This is a genomic window from Nesterenkonia aethiopica, assembly GCF_039534665.1.
In the GTDB taxonomy this organism is placed as follows: domain Bacteria; phylum Actinomycetota; class Actinomycetes; order Actinomycetales; family Micrococcaceae; genus Nesterenkonia; species Nesterenkonia aethiopica.
The window spans coordinates 152,910-169,027 of the sequence record NZ_BAAAVT010000003.1 but is presented as its reverse complement, the minus strand read 5'-3'; the positions used below and the strand labels follow the sequence as shown (position 1 = coordinate 169,027).

Annotated in this window: 16 protein-coding genes; 6 read left to right on the top strand and 10 right to left on the bottom strand. The window is 70.2% G+C overall.

Annotated elements, in window-relative coordinates:
- Positions 1–47: 47 nt before the first annotated feature.
- From pstB to pstS, 4 genes are all read right to left on the bottom strand, one after another.
- Positions 48–827, bottom strand: a complete 780-nt coding sequence (pstB, locus tag ABD658_RS03165; RefSeq protein ID WP_070162697.1) for a phosphate ABC transporter ATP-binding protein PstB — start codon at positions 825–827, stop codon at positions 48–50.
- A 147-nt stretch (positions 828–974) separates the two neighbouring features.
- The gene (gene pstA, locus ABD658_RS03160; protein WP_344684991.1) at positions 975–2,288 is read right to left on the bottom strand and encodes a phosphate ABC transporter permease PstA; all 1,314 of its coding nucleotides are present in this window, start codon (positions 2,286–2,288) and stop codon (positions 975–977) included.
- Positions 2,288–3,286 carry a phosphate ABC transporter permease subunit PstC gene (gene pstC, locus ABD658_RS03155; RefSeq protein WP_344743819.1) on the bottom strand — a complete coding sequence of 333 codons (999 nt, stop codon included), beginning with the start codon at positions 3,284–3,286 and terminating at the stop codon, positions 2,288–2,290. Before pstC ends, pstA begins: the two co-directional genes overlap by 1 nt.
- A 152-nt stretch (positions 3,287–3,438) precedes the next feature.
- Positions 3,439–4,566 (bottom strand): phosphate ABC transporter substrate-binding protein PstS, encoded by a 1,128-nt coding sequence (pstS, locus tag ABD658_RS03150; RefSeq protein ID WP_344684993.1) that lies wholly within the window; start codon positions 4,564–4,566, stop codon positions 3,439–3,441.
- 263 nt (positions 4,567–4,829) lie between these two features.
- Here pstS and ABD658_RS03145 point away from each other — a divergent pair, with 263 nt between their 5' ends.
- A complete protein-coding gene (locus tag ABD658_RS03145) occupies positions 4,830–5,375 on the top strand; it encodes an amino-acid N-acetyltransferase (RefSeq protein ID WP_311025448.1) in 546 nt (181 codons plus the stop codon).
- Positions 5,376–5,436: 61 nt separating this feature from the next.
- On the opposite strand, the gene ABD658_RS03140 is transcribed toward ABD658_RS03145, so the two are convergent.
- Together ABD658_RS03140 and ABD658_RS03135 are read right to left on the bottom strand one after the other, a co-directional pair.
- Positions 5,437–6,807: an FUSC family protein gene (locus tag ABD658_RS03140; RefSeq protein WP_344684994.1), complete on the bottom strand. Its 1,371-nt coding sequence runs from the start codon at positions 6,805–6,807 to the stop codon at positions 5,437–5,439.
- Positions 6,808–6,870: 63 nt separating this feature from the next.
- The gene (locus tag ABD658_RS03135; RefSeq protein ID WP_344685341.1) at positions 6,871–7,866 is read right to left on the bottom strand and encodes a YdcF family protein; all 996 of its coding nucleotides are present in this window, start codon (positions 7,864–7,866) and stop codon (positions 6,871–6,873) included.
- 224 nt (positions 7,867–8,090) lie between these two features.
- On the opposite strand from ABD658_RS03135, the gene ABD658_RS03130 reads away from it, so the two are divergent.
- Complete coding sequence (locus ABD658_RS03130; protein WP_344684996.1) at positions 8,091–9,257, top strand: hypothetical protein; 1,167 nt, start codon at positions 8,091–8,093, stop codon at positions 9,255–9,257.
- Positions 9,258–9,413: 156 nt separating this feature from the next.
- On the opposite strand, the gene ABD658_RS03125 is transcribed toward ABD658_RS03130, so the two are convergent.
- The 3 genes from ABD658_RS03125 to ABD658_RS03115 form a co-directional block, all read right to left on the bottom strand.
- Positions 9,414–10,121, bottom strand: coding sequence for a hypothetical protein (locus ABD658_RS03125; protein ID WP_344684998.1), 708 nt, complete (start codon positions 10,119–10,121; stop codon positions 9,414–9,416).
- Positions 10,122–10,213: 92 nt separating this feature from the next.
- Positions 10,214–10,675 (bottom strand): arsenate-mycothiol transferase ArsC, encoded by a 462-nt coding sequence (locus tag ABD658_RS03120; RefSeq protein ID WP_344685000.1) that lies wholly within the window; start codon positions 10,673–10,675, stop codon positions 10,214–10,216.
- On the bottom strand, positions 10,672–11,070 hold the full coding sequence (locus ABD658_RS03115; protein WP_070162708.1) for an ArsR/SmtB family transcription factor: 399 nt from the start codon (positions 11,068–11,070) through the stop codon (positions 10,672–10,674). The genes ABD658_RS03120 and ABD658_RS03115 overlap by 4 nt, the downstream gene beginning before the upstream one ends.
- 281 nt (positions 11,071–11,351) lie before the next feature.
- On the opposite strand from ABD658_RS03115, the gene arsB reads away from it, so the two are divergent.
- The 4 genes from arsB (at position 11,352) to ABD658_RS03095 (ending at position 14,564) form a co-directional block, all read left to right on the top strand.
- Positions 11,352–12,458: an ACR3 family arsenite efflux transporter gene (gene arsB, locus ABD658_RS03110; RefSeq protein ID WP_344743851.1), complete on the top strand. Its 1,107-nt coding sequence runs from the start codon at positions 11,352–11,354 to the stop codon at positions 12,456–12,458.
- A complete protein-coding gene (locus tag ABD658_RS03105; RefSeq protein ID WP_070162710.1) occupies positions 12,458–12,874 on the top strand; it encodes an arsenate reductase ArsC in 417 nt (138 codons plus the stop codon). The genes arsB and ABD658_RS03105 overlap by 1 nt, the downstream gene beginning before the upstream one ends.
- A 51-nt stretch (positions 12,875–12,925) precedes the next feature.
- Positions 12,926–13,888 (top strand): HhH-GPD family protein, encoded by a 963-nt coding sequence (locus ABD658_RS03100; protein WP_344685007.1) that lies wholly within the window; start codon positions 12,926–12,928, stop codon positions 13,886–13,888.
- A 172-nt stretch (positions 13,889–14,060) separates the two neighbouring features.
- Positions 14,061–14,564 (top strand): OmpA family protein, encoded by a 504-nt coding sequence (locus ABD658_RS03095; protein ID WP_311025456.1) that lies wholly within the window; start codon positions 14,061–14,063, stop codon positions 14,562–14,564.
- Between the two features lie 65 nt (positions 14,565–14,629).
- Here the strand turns inward: ABD658_RS03095 and radA are convergent, their stop codons facing one another.
- A complete protein-coding gene (gene radA, locus ABD658_RS03090) occupies positions 14,630–16,045 on the bottom strand; it encodes a DNA repair protein RadA (protein WP_344685010.1) in 1,416 nt (471 codons plus the stop codon).
- Positions 16,046–16,118 lie beyond the last annotated feature (73 nt).

Sequence of the window (16,118 nt, the reverse complement as noted above, 5' to 3'; positions counted from 1 at the left end):
CGAGGTTTAGCGACAATCCCTCCGGGGGCAACCCAGGCCGGGGCCGCTCAGCCGAACCGGCCGGAGACGTAGTCCTCGGTGGACTTCTCCTTCGGGTTGTTGAAGATCGTGGAGGTGTCGTCATACTCGATGAGCTTCCCCGGCTTGCCGGTGCCCGCGATGTTGAAGAACGCCGTCCGTTCGGAAACCCGGGCCGCCTGCTGCATGTTGTGCGTGACGATGACGACCGTGTACTCCTCCTTCAGCTCGGCGATGAGGTCTTCCACCGCAAGCGTGGAGATCGGGTCCAACGCGGAGCACGGCTCGTCCATGAGGATCACATCCGGCTTCACCGCGATGGTCCGGGCGATGCACAGCCGCTGCTGCTGACCGCCCGAGAGTCCCGACCCGGGCTTGTCCAGGCGGTCCTTGACCTCGTTGAACAGGTTCGCCCCGCGCAGGGACCGCTCGACGACGTCGTCGGCCTCCGCGCGGGAGAGCCGCGTCCCGTTTAGCCGGTACCCGGCCAGCACGTTGTCCCGGATGCTCATGGTGGGGAACGGGTTGGGCCGCTGGAAGACCATGCCGACCATGGTCCGCACCGTCACCGGGTCCACCCCGGGGCCGTAGATGTCGTCGCCGTCCAGCAGCAGCTTCCCGGAGACTGTGGCCCCCGGCAGCACCTCATGCATGCGGTTCAGACTCCGCAGGAAGGTGGTCTTTCCGCAGCCGGACGGGCCGATGAACGCCGTCACCGACCGGGAGGCGATCTCGATGCTCACCCCCTCCACGGCGAGGAAGTCGCCGTAGTAGACGTTGAGGTCCTTCGCCTCGATGCTCTTGGACATGTCTCACTCTCTCACTGGATCGGCGCCGGGTGATGCCCGGCAGGATGAGGGCCTGATCGGCGCTCCGGGCAGCCCCGCCCGGTCTGTCAGTGGCCCGGTCTGTCAGTGGCCCGTCTGTCAGCGGCCCGTCTGTCAGCGGCCCGTCTGTCAGCGGCCCGTCTGCTTCGGCGCGAAGACCTTGGCCACCAGGCGGGCGATCAGGTTCAGCAGCATGACGATGATGATCAGCACCAGAGCCGCCGCCCAGGCCCGCTGATGCGACGGGTCCGAAAAGTTCGGGGAGGTCGGGTTCTGGAACTGACGATAGATGTACACCGGCAGTGCCGTCATCCATCCGGAGAACAGGTTCCAGTTCACGTTCACCACGAACCCGGCGGTCACCAGGATCGGAGCGGTCTCCCCGATCACCCGTGCGATCGCCAAGGTGACGCCCGAGGCGATGCCGGAGATCGCCGTCGGAATCACCACCTTCAGGATGGTGCGCCACTTGCGCACCCCCAGCGCATAGGAGGCCTCCCGCAGCTCGTTGGGCACCACCCGCAGCATCTCCTCCGTGGTGCGGACCACCACCGGGATCATCAGCACCGAGAGCGCGATGGCCGCAGTGATGCCCATGGTGGAGCGGATCCCGCCGAACGCCCCGGTGAGGGTGTTCACGGTGGAGAGGAACCACGCCATGGCGGCGCCGGCGAACAGACCGGCCACGATGGACGGAATGCCCGTCATCACGTCCACGAAGAAGGTGATCGCCCGCGCCAGGGGGCCGCCGCGCGAGTACTCCACCAGGTAGATGGAGGTCAGCAGGCCGATGGGCACCGAGATGACCGTCGCGGCGATAGTGATCAGCAGCGACCCGATGATCGCATGCCGGATCCCGCCCAGCACCGCGGCCCCCTGCTCCTGGGACGCCTGGTCGATGGTGCCGTCGATGCCTCGCATGTCCGAGGCGAAGAAGCCGGGCTCGATCAGCCCGGGAAGCCCCACGGAGACCACCGACCAGATCACCGAGACCAGCGGCAGCAGCGCCGTCAGGAACGCCAGATGCACCAGATTGGTCCACAGCCCGTCGGTGGCCTTGCGCCTGCCCACCCGAAGGCGGGTGACCACATAGCTGACGATCACGTGCAGCACCGCGGTGAGCACCAGCCACAGCGGCACTGAGAAGCCCGGCAGGGCGCTCACGGCCGCGGCGACGACGGCGGATCCGGCCAGCACCGCGAGCCACGTCCAACGCGGCGGGGTGTTCCGGGTCAGTCGGCTGCGCCGACCGGCGAGGTCCCCGGTACCCCGCCCCTCGGCGTCGCCGGAGCGGGAGCCGAGAGCCGGTGCCCCCGGGGTCTGCACGGTGGCCGGAGTCGGCTCCGGAGTCGACGTGGGCTCGGAGGTCGACGGGGACGTGGGGGCGGAGGCGCCGTCGTCGGGGCGCACGCCCTGCTGCGTGGAGTTCGGGGTGTCGGCCATCAGTTGGCTCCTGAGAATTCCTTGTGGCGGCTGACGATCCACCGGGCGGTCATGTTCACGATCAGGGTGATGACGAACAGCACCAGGCCGATGGCGATCAGCTGAGCCTGCCGCTCGGAGCCCGGAGGGGCCTCCGGGAAGCCCAGGGCGATCTCCGCCGGGATGGTGCTGTTGCCCGCCGAGATCAGCGAGGCCGAGAGCGGTCCCGCCGAGAGCACCAGCGCCACCGCCATCGTCTCTCCCAGCGCCCGTCCGAGCCCCAGCATGACTCCGGAGATGATGCCGGCCCGGGCGAAGGGGAACACCGCCATGCGGATCATCTCCCAGCGGGTCGCTCCCAGCGCGAGCGCGGCCTCCTCATGGAGCTTCGGGGTCTGCACGAAGATCTCCCGGGACACCGAGGTGATGATCGGCAGGACCATCACCCCCAGCACCACTCCGGCGGTGAAGATCGTGCGACCCGTCTGCGAGGGCGACTCCCCGAACAGCGGGATGAAGCCCAGGTGTTCGTGCAGCCACGTGTAGGCGGGCACCAGCGCCGGCCCGAGGAAGCTCATCCCCCAGGCGCCGTAGACCACCGAAGGGATCGCCGCCAGCAGGTCGATCACGTATCCGATGGACTTGGACAGCCGCGGCGGGGCGAAGTGAGAGATGTACAGGGCGACGCCGACCGCCACCGGGGTGGCCAGCACCAGCGCGATCGCCGAGGCCACGACGGTGCCGATCACCAGCGGATAGGCGTACTCCAGGAACGCCCCGATGATGAGCCCCTCCTCCTCCCGGTAGACCGCGCCGGTGGAGTTGGCGGTGAGGAACAGGGCCACGAAGGCCAGCACCACCAGGATGGCGACGCCCGCCGCCAGCGCCAGGCCGGAGAACACCCGGTCACCGAACACTCCCCCGGAGTCGGAGGTGGTCAGCGAATTGTGTCTGTTCTCCCGATCGGGTGCGGCCGCCACGGCCGTCCCGGGGGTGGGTGACTCGTCCGAGCTGGTCACAGGATCTCCCATCAGAGCATCACAGGTGTCAGTGGTGCGCACGCCGCCGGGCGAGCACCGTCGTCGTCGGCTGCGCCGCGCAGGTCAACGGACGGACCCCGGAGGAGGGCACCATGCGGCGCCCGCCACCGGGGTCCCGGATCAGTGGCCGGTCACTCGGCCGCGCTGATCTGGTCGAGGGCCTCGAGCGCCTGGTCGCGCAGCTCATCCGACATCGGGGCGTTGCCCGCGGCCGACTCGGCGGTGGACTGGCCGTCCTCGGAGACCACGTACTCGCCGAACGCCTTCACCAGGTCCACGGTCTCCTGCTCCGGGTACTCGTTGCAGAAGATGTTGTAGGCCACCAGCACGATCGGATACGCGCCGGACTCCTCGGTCTCGCGATCCAGCTCGACAGCCATGTTGTTCGGCGCCTGACCCTCCACCGGGCTGGAGGAGGCGACCGCCTGCGCGGCGGCCTCCGGGGAGTACTCCACATACTCCTCGCCCACCTGGACGGCCACCGAGTCCAGACCGCCGATCTGTGAGGCGTCGGCATAGGTGATGGCGCCGTCGGTGCTGGTGGTCAGGTCCACCACGCCGGACGTCTGCTGAGCGGACTCCGAGGAGACCTCCGCCGGCCAGGCGCCGTCGGCCTCCCATTCCCAGACGTCGGGGGCCGCGGCCTCCAGGTACTCGGTGAAGTTCTCGGTGGTGCCGGAGTCGTCCGCGCGGTGCACCACGGTGATCGGGGTGTCCGGGAGGTCCAGATCCGGGTTGTGCTCGGCGATCGCCTCGTCGTCCCAGGAGGTGATGTCCCCGGTGAAGATCCGCGCCAGGGTGTCAGCGTCCAAGTTCAGCGTGCCGTCGATGCCCTCGACGTTGTACGCCGCGGCGATCGGCGAGATGTAGGACGGGATGTGGAACGCGCCGTCGGGTCCGCAGACCTCCTGCGACTGCTCCCACTCGCCGTCGTCCATCGCCGCATCGGAGCCTGCGAAGTCATACTCCCCGCCCAGGAAGCCCTCCCGACCGGAGCCGGAGCCCACCGAGGCATAGTTGACCTGCGCCTCAGGGGCCACGGAGGTGAAGCCGTTGGTCCAGGCGGTCATGGCCGCCTCCTGGGCCGAGGAGCCGCCGCCGGAGAGCGTGCCCTGGACCTCCGAGGTCTCCCCGCCGTTCTCGCCGTCGCCGCCGTTGGCGTTCTCGCCACCGGGGTTGTTCGCCTCGCCGCAGGCGACCAGCGCCAGCGACGCCACGGACAGGATGGCCGCCGCGCGACCGTAACGATGAAGCTTCACGTCGTCCTCTCTCAGGTGTTGACTGCCAGGCGGAGCCGATCGGCTCCTGCTCGGTGTCCCCGCGCAGATGCGGGACCGGCATGATGCCAGGGGTGGCAGGGTGCCGCGGGTCCGGGCACAGTCATGCCGCGGACCGAGAGCCACAGTAGGCACGTCAGGTGACGGCACGGCCGGAAGGACGTGACGAGAGCCCGCGCATCCGGTGAACGCTGGGTGAACCACGGCACAGTCTGGGACCCCGAAGCCGGTCGTAGACTGGGGCGATGACCTCCACCGCGCCGGCCGGTCCCCAGGATCCGGCCCACGACACCTTCAGCATCCGGCCCGCCCGCACTCCCGACGTGCAGCGGATCGTGGACCTCTCGCAGCCGCTGGTGGAGCGACGCGTGCTGGTGCCCAAGGAGAAGGTCGCCTACTTCGAGTCCCTGCAGGAGTTCCAGATCGCCGAGTCCGACGCCGGCGAGCTCATCGGCTTCGGCGCCCTCCACGTGATGTGGGAGGACCTCGCCGAGGTCCGCACCCTGGCCACCCACGACTCCTGGCGCGGCCACGGCGTCGGCTCCGCCCTGCTGCGCCGACTGGTCCAGCAGGCGCGCGAGATCGGCGTCAGCAGGGTGTTCTGCCTGACCTTCGAGGTGGACTTCTTCACCCGACACGGCTTCACGGTCATGGAGCAGCAGGACGCCGTGCCGCCCGAGGTCTACTCGGAGCTGCTGCGTTCCCACGACGAAGGTGTGGCCGAGTTCCTGGACCTGGCACGGGTGAAGCCCAACACGCTCGGCAACACCCGGATGATCCTGCACCTCTGAGCCGACGCCCCGCCGCGCTGGTGGGCGGGTGGGCAGGCGTGCAGGCAGGCGGGCCTCCCGCTCAGCGCGGCGGCCGGGGGCCCTCCTCCGGGGCGTCGGAGCCGTCCGGGGCGGCACCGTCGTCGTCCTCCTCGAACGGCTCATGCTGCCAGGGGTCCTGCGGCTGGGGCTTCCGTTCCGCCCGCTCCGCGCGGCGTTCGGCCTTCACGATCCGGATCCGCCCGGTGAGCGTATCGCGGCGGCCCAGCGCCGGCAGGTGCTCTTCGGCCTCCTCGTGGGTCAGCCCTGCGGCCTCCATCACGTCCACGATCAGGGTGCGCAGCATCAGCACCACCGACTCCCCCTCCAGGGTGTCGATCTCCAGCCGGGTCGGGTGCAGACGCGTGGCCACCGCCGCCAACCCGTGCTGGGCTGCCTCCATGCGTTCCGCCGAGGCCGGCCCCGGCTCGGACACCGCCCGGGCGAGCATGTGGACGGCGTCGGCGAGCTCGTCCAGCAGCGCGGACAGACTGGTGGTGGCCTCATCGTTGAGGGAGGCGTTGTCCACCATGGACACCGCCCGCCGGGTGATGACCCGCATGGACCGCACCGCCAGGTCCATCTTCTCGGTCAGCCGCCCCATCCTGCGCACGTAGTGCCGGTGGCGCCGATACGCCGGTGAGTAGCGGGTCAGCTCCTGGGCGGAGGACACGGCGGCCTCGGCGTCGTCGATCCGCGACTGGATGCCCCGGCAGCGGATCAGCGCATGCCAGGCCTCCCGCGACTCCGAGGTGCGGATGGCCCGCGCGGTCTCCCGCAGCGCCAGCACCAGGTCGTCCACCACGGCGCGCAGCTCGCGGATCGGCTCCCGCCGGGGATCCTTGGGCGTCAGCAGGGCGATCAGCATCGCCACCGTGCCGCCCAGCACCGCGTCCGCACTCCGGGAGAACGGTCCCAGCAGGCCGCTCTCCGGGGCCGGGATCAGCACCACCAGCAGCGCCTGCAGACCCATCTGCATGGCCAGCAGAGACGAGTTGTCCAGCAGGCGGGCCAGCATCACGGAGATGAACAGCACGAACGAGGCCGTCACCAGTCCGGCGCCGAAGATGTGCAGCACCATGTCCCCGATGAAGATGCCCAGCGTGCAGCCGGCGGCCACCTCCACCACTTTGCGCAGCCGCGGCTCCTTGGTGAACCCGAGGGCGATCATGGCCGCGACCGCGGCGAACAGCGGGCCGTCGTGACCCAGCAGCGTCTCCGCCAGCGCAAAGGAGCCGACGCCGGCGATCGTCATCTGCAGCGCCGGGATCACCGAGCGGCCGGCACGGATCCCGCCGGAGCGGGCGCGGGCCACCACGAACCGGCGGATCCCGCCGACGAGCTGCCGCAGGTGCGCGACCATCCCCCACCGGCCGGTGCCGGCGGGGTCCGGGACGTCCGCAGCTGTGCTCACCCTTCGAGTCTATGCTCTCCCGAGCCTGTGATCAGGGGGCATGTGGCCGAGGACATGTGGCGCTCATCCGGCGTTGAGGCCCGCGATGAGCACCAGCACGCTGAACGCCAGGAAGGGCAGGAACAGCAGCACGTGCAGGAACATATGACCCTTCATCACCGCGATGAACTCGCGCAGGAACGCGCTGGGCACGTAGTAGCGGGCCGTCTTCGCGCCGGTGACCTCCGCGCGCATGCCCGCCTTCCGAGACAGCAGCGCCGCCCGCAGCACGTGGTAGTTGTTGGTGACCGCCAGCAGCGGACCGGAGCGACCGGCGTCGTCCTGGATCTGCTGGGAGAACCGCAGGTTCTGTGCGGTGTTCACCGCCCGGTTCTCCGGGATCACATCCTCTGCCGCCGCCCCCTGGCCCAGCAGATACTCGGCCATGGCCTCGCCCTCGGGGCGGGACTCGTCCGGCCCCTGCCCGCCGGAGGGGATGAGCAGCGGCTTCTGCTCGGACTGCCGGTAGATCTCCAGTGCACGGTCCAGGCGCGCCTTAAGCAGCGGCGGCACCCCACCGTCGATGAGCCGCGACCCCAGCACCACGACGGCGGCCGGGTGCTCCTGGTGCGTCATCCGCCCGTAGGCCGCCGCGTAGCTCAGGAAGATCACGAAGGCGGCGCCCGCGTAGCCGGTGGCCAGGAACAGCAGAACCGCCAACGTGATCAGGTACGGGTCCCCGGTGACGACGAGGACGACGGCGATCACCGGCAGTGCAGGGATGGCCAGCCCCGCCAGCAGGGAGAGCATGTTCCCCAGCCGACGGCCCTCACGGCGCAGCATGGTGACCCCGTTGGCGATGAGGAAGCCGCTGAGCACCAGCACGCTGGCCGGCAGCAGCAGCACGATCAGCAGGGTGACGAACCCGAAGCCGGGGACCACCTGGGTGAGGATCTCCACCACGCCCAGCAGGGCGCAGCCGACCGCGGCCACGAGCGCAACACCGTTGCGGAGCATGCGCCGGTCCTTCCGGCGGAAGTGCAGGTAGACAGCTCCGAAGAGTGCGGCGAGGATCAGCATGAACACGGGGCCAGCCTAGCTGTAGGAGGCCATGGCGGGGTGGATGGCCTCCCCAGACTCCGCACCCGATTCGTGAGATCGCACCCACAACGTTGTGGGTGCGATCTCACGAATCGGGTGCGAATCAGGAGGTTCCAGATCATCTCGCCAGCAGGACATCACGTTTTCCACAGATGCCTGCTGCGGCCCTGCGCAACGGCGGCACATACCGCAGAGTGAAGGACATGCGTCACACCTCACCGCGGACCCCAGAGTCGCCCGCCCTGGAGTCGCCCGCCCTGGCCGGTTCCGTCCAGCTGCGACGTCTCAGCGCAGTACCGCCGGCAGAGCAGGAGGCCGTGCGGCAGCGCTGGAGCCTCGAGGTCCGACGAGGTGGGCTGCTCCGCCTCGCCCCGGGCGTCTACGTGCCTCCGGAGCAGTGGCTGCGCGCCGCGCCCTGGGATCGGCACGTCATCGCCCTCGCCGCCCGGGCCTCTTCTGCAGGCGGCTCGCTGTTCTGCCGTGAGTCAGCTCTCGCCCTGTGGGGCGTGCCGCTGTTCCGGGTTCCCTCTGAGCTCTCCCTTCGCGCGTCTTCACGGGGGAAGGTGGGGCGTCGCCCGCTCCGACCTCTCACCGGAGCCGCCTCGACTGAGACGGTCTCTCTCCTTCTCGCTGCCCATCAGCGGCACGACGGCGTCCGGATGCGACCCAGCGCACCGCGGGACCTCCGTGGCTTCCCGGTTCGGCGGGTGGCACCTGTCCGAGCAGACGGCGCGGGACACCCGTCCGAAGTGCAGGTCGCGCCCACCAGGCTGGACCTGAGGCACTTTCCGTGGCTCCGCGGAGGGCCGCCCGGTGTCGACGTCGAGCCGCTGGCCTTCGCGGTGCTGGACACGGTGGCGGAGAGCTCACTGCCTGCGGCGACGGTGATACTGGATGCGGTGCTCGCGGGCAGGACCGGGCGAAAGGACCAGCTCTCAGTACCTGACCTGGCGGGGTGGTCGGAGCTTCTGCGCACCCGCCGCCGTCGACAGCGCTGGTCCGAGACATTGGAGTTCGCCGACGCTGACGCCGAGTCTCCGGGTGAGTCCGCCGCCCGGGCGCTGATCCATGAGCTGGGGTTCGAGGTCCCGCAGCTGCAGCGGAGGTACACCCTCCCGAACGGCCGAGGGGCGCGTGTGGACTTCGCCTGGGATCGGGTCGTCGCCGAGTTCGACGGCATGGTGAAGTATCAGGGAGCACGGGAGCTGAGCGGCATGAGCCCTGAAGCCGCGGTGGCGGCGGAGAAGGAGCGTGAGGACGGGCTACGGGCGCTGGGGCTCATCGTCGTGCGGATCGTCTGGGCTGATCTGCTCCGTCCGGAGCGCCTGTACCAGAAACTGCTCCGTGCGGGAGTGCCCCGCCAGGCATGAACGGGACGCCGCACTCGCTGCCTGCACGAGAACGCATCCGGTTTGTGAGATCGCACCCGGAACGTTGGGGGTGCGATCTCACAAACCGGGTGCGGAACAGGGAACGGCTGAGCCGGCCAGCGCCGGGACGCGGGGAGCCGGGCGCCCCAGCCGACCTCACTTCAGCGTGAACCGGTGCGGCTCCGAGGTGATCCCGCCCAGGCTCACCGTCAGCTCGTAGGCCCCGGGCTCGAGCTCCACGGGCTCGGTGCAGCTCGCGGACGAATCCGAACGGGGCCAGCTCAGCTGCGCCCGTTCCTGCTGGCCCGGTTCCATCGTGAGCTCATAGGAGTCCGCCTCGCCGCCGCACTCCGTGGTGGTGAAGACTTCGCGTCCGGCATGGGAGACCGTGAACTCCTGCTCGGCGGTGCCGACGTCGAGGGTGCAGTCCTCGTCCCCGACGTTCTGCACGGTGAGGATCAGCAGCGGCGCCACGGCGGCCGAGTACTCGGCGTCGTCAGTGTCGGCGATCACCCGAATGTCGCCCGGAGCGCAGTGGCCCTCCGGGACGTCGTCGGTGTCCGCGTCGGACCCTGCGTCTGAGTCCTCCTCCGAGTCCGCATCTGGGTCCTCCTCGGAGGCGGCACCCTCATCAGAGCCCTCGTCCGAGTCCGACTCCGAGCCGGATCCGCCCTCAGTGTCGTCCTCCTGCTGCGCCGTGGGGTCGTGCGGGTCCTCGTCCACCAGCAGCGCGAAGATCGCCGAGCCCGCCCACCACAGGCCCACCAGGACCACCAGGAGCAGCGCCCCGACCACGAGCCGGCGTCGCCGATACACCGCGGCGGACTGGCGCCTGGGCATGCGGCGCGGACCTGGGGAAGCCATGCGCACCAGGGTATCTCCGCGTCCTGGACGCATCCCGTCCACGCCACTCGGAGACGGGTGTGATGTTCACCGGCCGCCCCGTCGCGCGGCTGTCAGGCGGTCAGCCGTCCGACGAGCTCCTGCACACGGCGGCGGATGTCGTCGCGGACCAGCTCCATGCGTTCGCGGCCCTCGATGCCGCGCAGGCTGGGCTCGTCGGTCTCCCACCGCTCCACCAGCACACCGTCGGGCTGCGGCACCTGAGCCTCGGCGCCGAGGACCACCACATGCCCGGCACGGCGCATCATGTCCTCGGTGAGCAGGGTGGGAGTCTCGCCGGTGATGTCCACGCCGAGATCCTGCAGGACCGCGGCCGAGAGGGCGTTGACCGCCGCCCCCGGTGCGGTGCCGGCGGAGGCCACGCTCACCGACGACGGCGCCCCGGCCGCTTCCAGCTCGCGGCGCATCAGTCCAGCCGCCATCTGAGACTTGCCGCCGTTCTTCACGCAGACGAACAGCACGCCGTCGGAGGGCCGGTCGGCACGCTGGACGGCGGGGTCGGGTGTGGTGCTCATGCGGGCTCCAGGGGAGAGTTCGGGTGCGGTGGGACGATCCCATGGCCGACAGCGTGGGCGATGCTCTCCAGCGCCCCGTCGACGACGGCATAGTAGGACCAGACGCCGCGCTTCTCCCGCGTGAGGAGGCCGGCGTCGACCAGGATCTTCAGGTGGTGTGAGACCGTGGGCTGCCCCAGGTCCAGCGGGCCGGTGAGGTCGCAGACGCAGGCTTCTCCGCGGGCGTCGGCGGCGACGAGCGCGAGCAAGGTCAGGCGGTTGGGGTCGGCGAGGGCCTTGAGCCGGGCGGCGAGCTCGACGGCGGCCTCAGCGTCGAGTGCGGGCGTGCCAGGCTGGGGAGTGCAGCAGCTCGAGGTCTCGCCGTCGGCCTGGTCCGACGTGAGGGAGAGAGTCATGGGTCCTCCGGGTGATGGGGGCGTCGGGCGGCGCGTCCGTGATGCCTGGTGGCGTCGACATCCGGCGACGGCGACATTGACATTCTTCGATGCCCCTGACGATACTCGGACCATCGATGGTTGTCGATGCCGTCGTCTCACCCTCTGCGGCGCCCCTCCACGGAAGCGCCGCAGACCCTGAATCCGTCCTGCACCCAGACCTCAGGAGCACCGTGTCGCAGAGCACCACCTCGGCCACCGCCTCATCAGCCCCGCCGGACGCCTCCGGCGTCGTCGCGAAGCTGTCACTGCTGGACCGATTCCTGCCGGTGTGGATCATCGCCGCCATGGCGGTCGGTCTCGGCCTGGGCGCCGCAGCACCAGGCTTCGGTGAGGCGCTGGAATCGTTCAAGATCGCCGGGGTGTCCCTGCCCATCGCCCTGGGACTGCTGATCATGATGTACCCGGTGCTCGCGAAGGTCCGCTACGACGAGACCGCCACCGTGATCGGCGACCGGAAGCTGATCATCACCTCGCTGCTGATCAACTGGCTGCTCGCTCCGGCGTTCATGTTCGCCCTCGCCTGGCTCTTCCTGCCGGACCTGCCGGAGTACCGGACCGGGCTGATCATCGTGGGGCTGGCCCGCTGCATCGCCATGGTGCTGATCTGGAACGACCTCGCCTGCGGGGACCGTGAGGCCGCCGCCGTGCTGGTCGCCATCAACTCGGTGTTCCAGGTGATCATGTTCGGAGTGCTCGGCTGGTTCTATCTGCAGCTGCTGCCCAGCTGGCTGGGACTGCCCACCACCAGCGCCGAGTTCTCGGTGGTGGCGATCACCGTCTCCGTGCTGGTGTTCCTGGGCATCCCTCTGGTGGCCGGGTTCCTGACCCGCACCCTCGGCGAGCGCGCCCGCGGACGCGACTGGTACGAGGAGACGGTCCTGCCGCGCATCGGCCCCTGGGCCCTGTACGGTCTGCTGTTCACCATCGTGGTGCTCTTCGCCCTGCAGGGCGACCAGGTGCTGAGCAGCCCGCTGGACGTCGCCCGGATCGCGCTGCCACTGACCATCTACTTCCTGGTGACCTTCGGCGCCTCCATGCTGATCGGCTGGCTCCTGCGCCTGGGCTACGAGCGCTCCACCACCCTGTCCTTCACCGCGGCGGGGAACAACTTCGAACTGGCCATCGCGGTGTCCATCGCCACCTTCGGTGCCACCAGCGGTCAGGCGCTGGCCGGGATCGTCGGCCCCCTCATCGAGGTGCCCATCCTCGTGGCGCTGGTCTATGTGGCCCTGTGGGCGCGCCGCTGGTTCGCGACGTCGACGCCGGCCGCCGTCGGGGCCTCACCTGAGTCGCCGCGCCCCTCCCCTGCTGACACCCCTGCTGAGACTTCTGAGAGGACCCGCTGATGACCCGCGAGAACCACAAGCCCACCGTCCTGTTCGTCTGCGTGCACAACGCCGGCCGCTCCCAGATGGCCGCGGGTTTCCTGCGGGAGATCGCCGGCGACGACGTCGTCGTGCACTCCGGCGGCACCCAGCCGGCCGACCAGGTGAACCCGGTGGCCGTGGAGGCGATGGCCGAGGTCGGCATCGACATCTCCACCCGCGTGCCGGACCAGCTCTCCCCGTACACCGTCCAGGAGTCGGACGTGGTGGTCACCATGGGCTGCGGGGACGACTGCCCGTTCTACCCGGGCAAGCGCTACGAGGACTGGCAGCTGGACGACCCGGCCGGCCAGGGCATCGAGGCCGTGCGGCTGATCCGCGATGACATCCGGGCCCGCGTGGAGGAGCTGGTGGCCTCGCTGCGCACCCCGGCCTGAGGCCGCGTCGCCCCGCGTCGCCCCGCGTCGATCGTCCGTAGAATCGCAGGGATGCCTGAGACCGTACTGCCTGAAGGCGCCGCAGTCGCCGACGCCCCGATCCCGCCGGCGCCGGACGACGTCCACACCCGGGTGATCGACTGGTTCGCCGAGGCCGCCCGGGACCTGCCGTGGCGCCGCCCGGAGTGCACCCCGTGGGGTGTGCTGGTCAGCGAGATCATGCTGCAGCAGACCCCCGTGGTCCGGGTGCTGCCACGCTGGGAGGAATGGCTGCACCGCTGGCCCACGCCCGCCGCCTGCGCGGCCGCGCCGAGCGCCGAGATCCTCACGGTCTGGGACCGGCTGGGGTATCCCCGGCGGGCGCTGCGCCTGCAGGCCGCGGCGGAGGCGATCGTGGAACGGCACGACGGCGAGGTCCCGGCGGACCCGGAGGCGCTGCGCGCCCTGCCGGGAATCGGGGAGTATACGGCCGCCGCGGTGTCCTGCTTCGCCTTCGGGATCCCGGAAGTCGTGGTGGACACCAACATCCGTCGGGCGCATGCCCGCATCTTCACCGGCGTCGCCCTGCCCGGACAGACCTACACCGCTGCCCAGCGGCGGCTCGCCCGTGACCTGATGCCGGACACCGATGACGACGGCGGGCGCCGCGCCTGCGCCTGGAACGCCGCCACCATGGAGCTGGGGGCACTGATCTGCACCGCCCGTTCCCCGCAGTGTGCGATCTGCCCGGTGGCCGACCTGTGCGCGTGGCGGGCGGCCGGTTCCCCGCCGCCGACCGAGGAGCAGAAGACCCGCGGCCAAGCCTGGGCGGGCACAGACCGGCAGGTGCGCGGGGCGATCATGGCGGTGCTGCGCCGCGGTGAGCCGGTGCAGGCTGAAACCCTGTTGGCCGGACTGCCGCTTCCGGAGGCCGAGGACGACCAGCGCCGCCGCTGCCTGGACTCGCTGGTGCGGGACGGCCTGGCGGAGCGGCGCGGCGACATCGTGGCGCTGCCGGGAGTGCTGGGCGGCTGAGTGTCGCCGCGGCGCCGTCGGCTGCAGGACCTCCAGCCTGCCCGGCCGCTCCGGCCTCCGTTGTGACCCTCCGGCGTGCCGGGTAGGCTGGCCGTTCAGCTCGTCGAGGGAGGGGCGAGCCGTGGCGCCTTCGGCTCCGCGCATCGCACTCGACCTGAGGATGGGGACCTGAATGAGGCACGACCGTGGCTGGCAACGTCGAGGACCGGTGGCCGGATTCGGGATCGCCACCGTACTTGCCCTCAGTGGCTGTGGCATCTTCGCTCCGGAGGACACGGTCGACGAACAGGACTTCGAGGATTCCGTCAGCACGGCGGAGGACGGTTCGATCGTCCTCGAGTCGGACATCCTCTTCAGCGCCAACAGCTGGGAACTGCCGCGGGGTGCTGACGTGCTGATCGCGGAGCTGGCGGAGGCAGTCCCGGACGACGCCGAGGTGCATATCGTCGGCCACACGGATTCCCGGCCGATTCGCCAGAGCGATGAAGACCTCACCAATGAGGAGCTCTCCGAGAGGCGCGCGCAGTCGGTGGCCGACGCCCTGAGTGCGGAACGTGATGATCTCGTGCTGACGATCGAGGGACGGGCCGACACGGATCCGGCGGTGGAAGAGGACCCCACCGAACCGAGCACGTACGCCGAGAATCGTCGCGTGGAGATCCAGTTCGAGGACTGATCCGTGTCGGCTGTCGGGCATGACGCGCGTCGCTCCCGCCAGCTCAGGCACTACGCGACAGGACCTCAGTTCTGCGAGGCCTGTGCTGCGCCGCCGTCGAACAGCAGCGCCATCGCCTCCGGCAGGGAGCCGATCTCCTTCACCGTCATGCCGGCGGGGATGTCGCTCGTCGAAGCCCCGCGGGGCACGATCGCATGGGTGAATCCGAGCCGCTGGGCCTCCTGCAGGCGTCGCTGCAGCCCGGGAACCTGCCGCACCTCCCCGGCCAGGCCCACCTCTCCGAAGGCGAGGAACCGGTTGGGCAGGGGCTTCTCCAGCGCGGCCGAGGCCACGGCGAGCGCGATGGACAGGTCCGCGGCGGGCTCCGTGATCTTCACGCCCCCGACGGTGGCCACGTAGGTCTCCGACTTGAACAGGGTGGCCAGCCGGGCGCGCCGCTGCAGCACGGCCAGCAGCATCGAGACCCGGGAGGAGTCCAGCCCGGAAACAGCCCGCCGGGGTTGGGAGGCCGGGGACTCGGCCACCAGGGCCTGCACCTCGGCGGTCAGCGGGCGCCGCCCCTCCAGGGTGATGGTGATGCAGGTGCCGGGCACCCGGTCGGTCATCGCGGAGACGAACAGTCCCGACGGGTCGGCCAAGGAGGTCAGCCCGCCCTCGTTCAGATCGAAGCAGCCGACGTCGTCGGTCGGGCCGTAGCGGTTCTTCACCGCACGCAGCAGCCGCAGCCGGGAGTGCCGGTCCCCCTCGAACTGGCAGACCACGTCCACCAGGTGCTCGAGCATGCGGGGCCCGGCGATGTTGCCGTCCTTGGTCACGTGGCCCACCAGAATGGTGGTCATGTTGCGGCGCTTGGCCGCCTCGATCATCGAGGCGGTGACCTCGCGGATCTGAGTGACCCCGCCGGCCGCACCCTCCACCTCCGCCGAGGACAGGGTCTGCACCGAGTCCATGATGGTCAGCTGCGGGGAGCTCTGGTCGATCTGCCCCAGCGCCTGCCCCAGGTCCGACTCCGCAGCCAGATACAGCCCTTCAGCCATGGCGTCGATGCGTTCGGCCCGCTTCTTCACCTGCGCGGCGGACTCCTCGCCGGTCAGGTACAGCACCGGCTGGTCCGGGTGGGCCTGCGCGACGGCAGAGGCCACCTGCAGCAGCAGCGTGGACTTCCCGACGCCGGGCTCCCCGGCCATCAGGATCACCGCCCCGGGCACCAGCCCGCCGCCGAGCACACGATCCAGCTCCCCGATGCCGGAGGCGCGGAATTCGGCCACCGAGGCATCGACGTCGCCGATGGCCTTCGCTGGGGCGGCCAGATTCGAGGCGGCAGTGGTCCGCGCGGTGACCTGCCCCTTCTCCTCCACCGTGCCCCAGGACTGGCATTCCGGGCAGCGTCCGACCCACTTGACCGTCTGCCATCCGCATTCGGAGCACTCGAAGGTGGGGGCGTTCTTCCCCTTGCTGCGACTGGTGGTGCGGGTGGCCATGGGGACAACCGTACCGCGGGCCGCTGACACACCGGGGCGGCGTCGTCAGCGGCGAGGAACCGGATCCGTCTGG

What these genes read in the sequence shown, in the direction of transcription:
- pstB (WP_070162697.1), bottom strand. Translation starts at nt 827, where the DNA reads ATGTCCAAGAGCATCGAGGCGAAGGACCTCAACGTCTACTACGGCGAC.
- ABD658_RS03130 (WP_344684996.1), top strand. Translation starts at nt 8,091, where the DNA reads ATGCGTCACACCTCACCGCGGACCCCAGAGTCGCCCGCCCTGGAGTCG.
- ABD658_RS03125 (WP_344684998.1), bottom strand. Translation starts at nt 10,121, where the DNA reads ATGGCTTCCCCAGGTCCGCGCCGCATGCCCAGGCGCCAGTCCGCCGCG.
- ABD658_RS03100 (WP_344685007.1), top strand. Translation starts at nt 12,926, where the DNA reads ATGCCTGAGACCGTACTGCCTGAAGGCGCCGCAGTCGCCGACGCCCCG.
- pstA (WP_344684991.1), bottom strand. Translation starts at nt 2,288, where the DNA reads ATGGCCGACACCCCGAACTCCACGCAGCAGGGCGTGCGCCCCGACGAC.
- ABD658_RS03135 (WP_344685341.1), bottom strand. Translation starts at nt 7,866, where the DNA reads ATGCTGATCCTCGCCGCACTCTTCGGAGCTGTCTACCTGCACTTCCGC.
- radA (WP_344685010.1), bottom strand. Translation starts at nt 16,045, where the DNA reads ATGGCCACCCGCACCACCAGTCGCAGCAAGGGGAAGAACGCCCCCACC.
- ABD658_RS03115 (WP_070162708.1), bottom strand. Translation starts at nt 11,070, where the DNA reads ATGACTCTCTCCCTCACGTCGGACCAGGCCGACGGCGAGACCTCGAGC.
- ABD658_RS03145 (WP_311025448.1), top strand. Translation starts at nt 4,830, where the DNA reads ATGACCTCCACCGCGCCGGCCGGTCCCCAGGATCCGGCCCACGACACC.
- ABD658_RS03105 (WP_070162710.1), top strand. Translation starts at nt 12,458, where the DNA reads ATGACCCGCGAGAACCACAAGCCCACCGTCCTGTTCGTCTGCGTGCAC.
- ABD658_RS03095 (WP_311025456.1), top strand. Translation starts at nt 14,061, where the DNA reads ATGAGGCACGACCGTGGCTGGCAACGTCGAGGACCGGTGGCCGGATTC.
- ABD658_RS03120 (WP_344685000.1), bottom strand. Translation starts at nt 10,675, where the DNA reads ATGAGCACCACACCCGACCCCGCCGTCCAGCGTGCCGACCGGCCCTCC.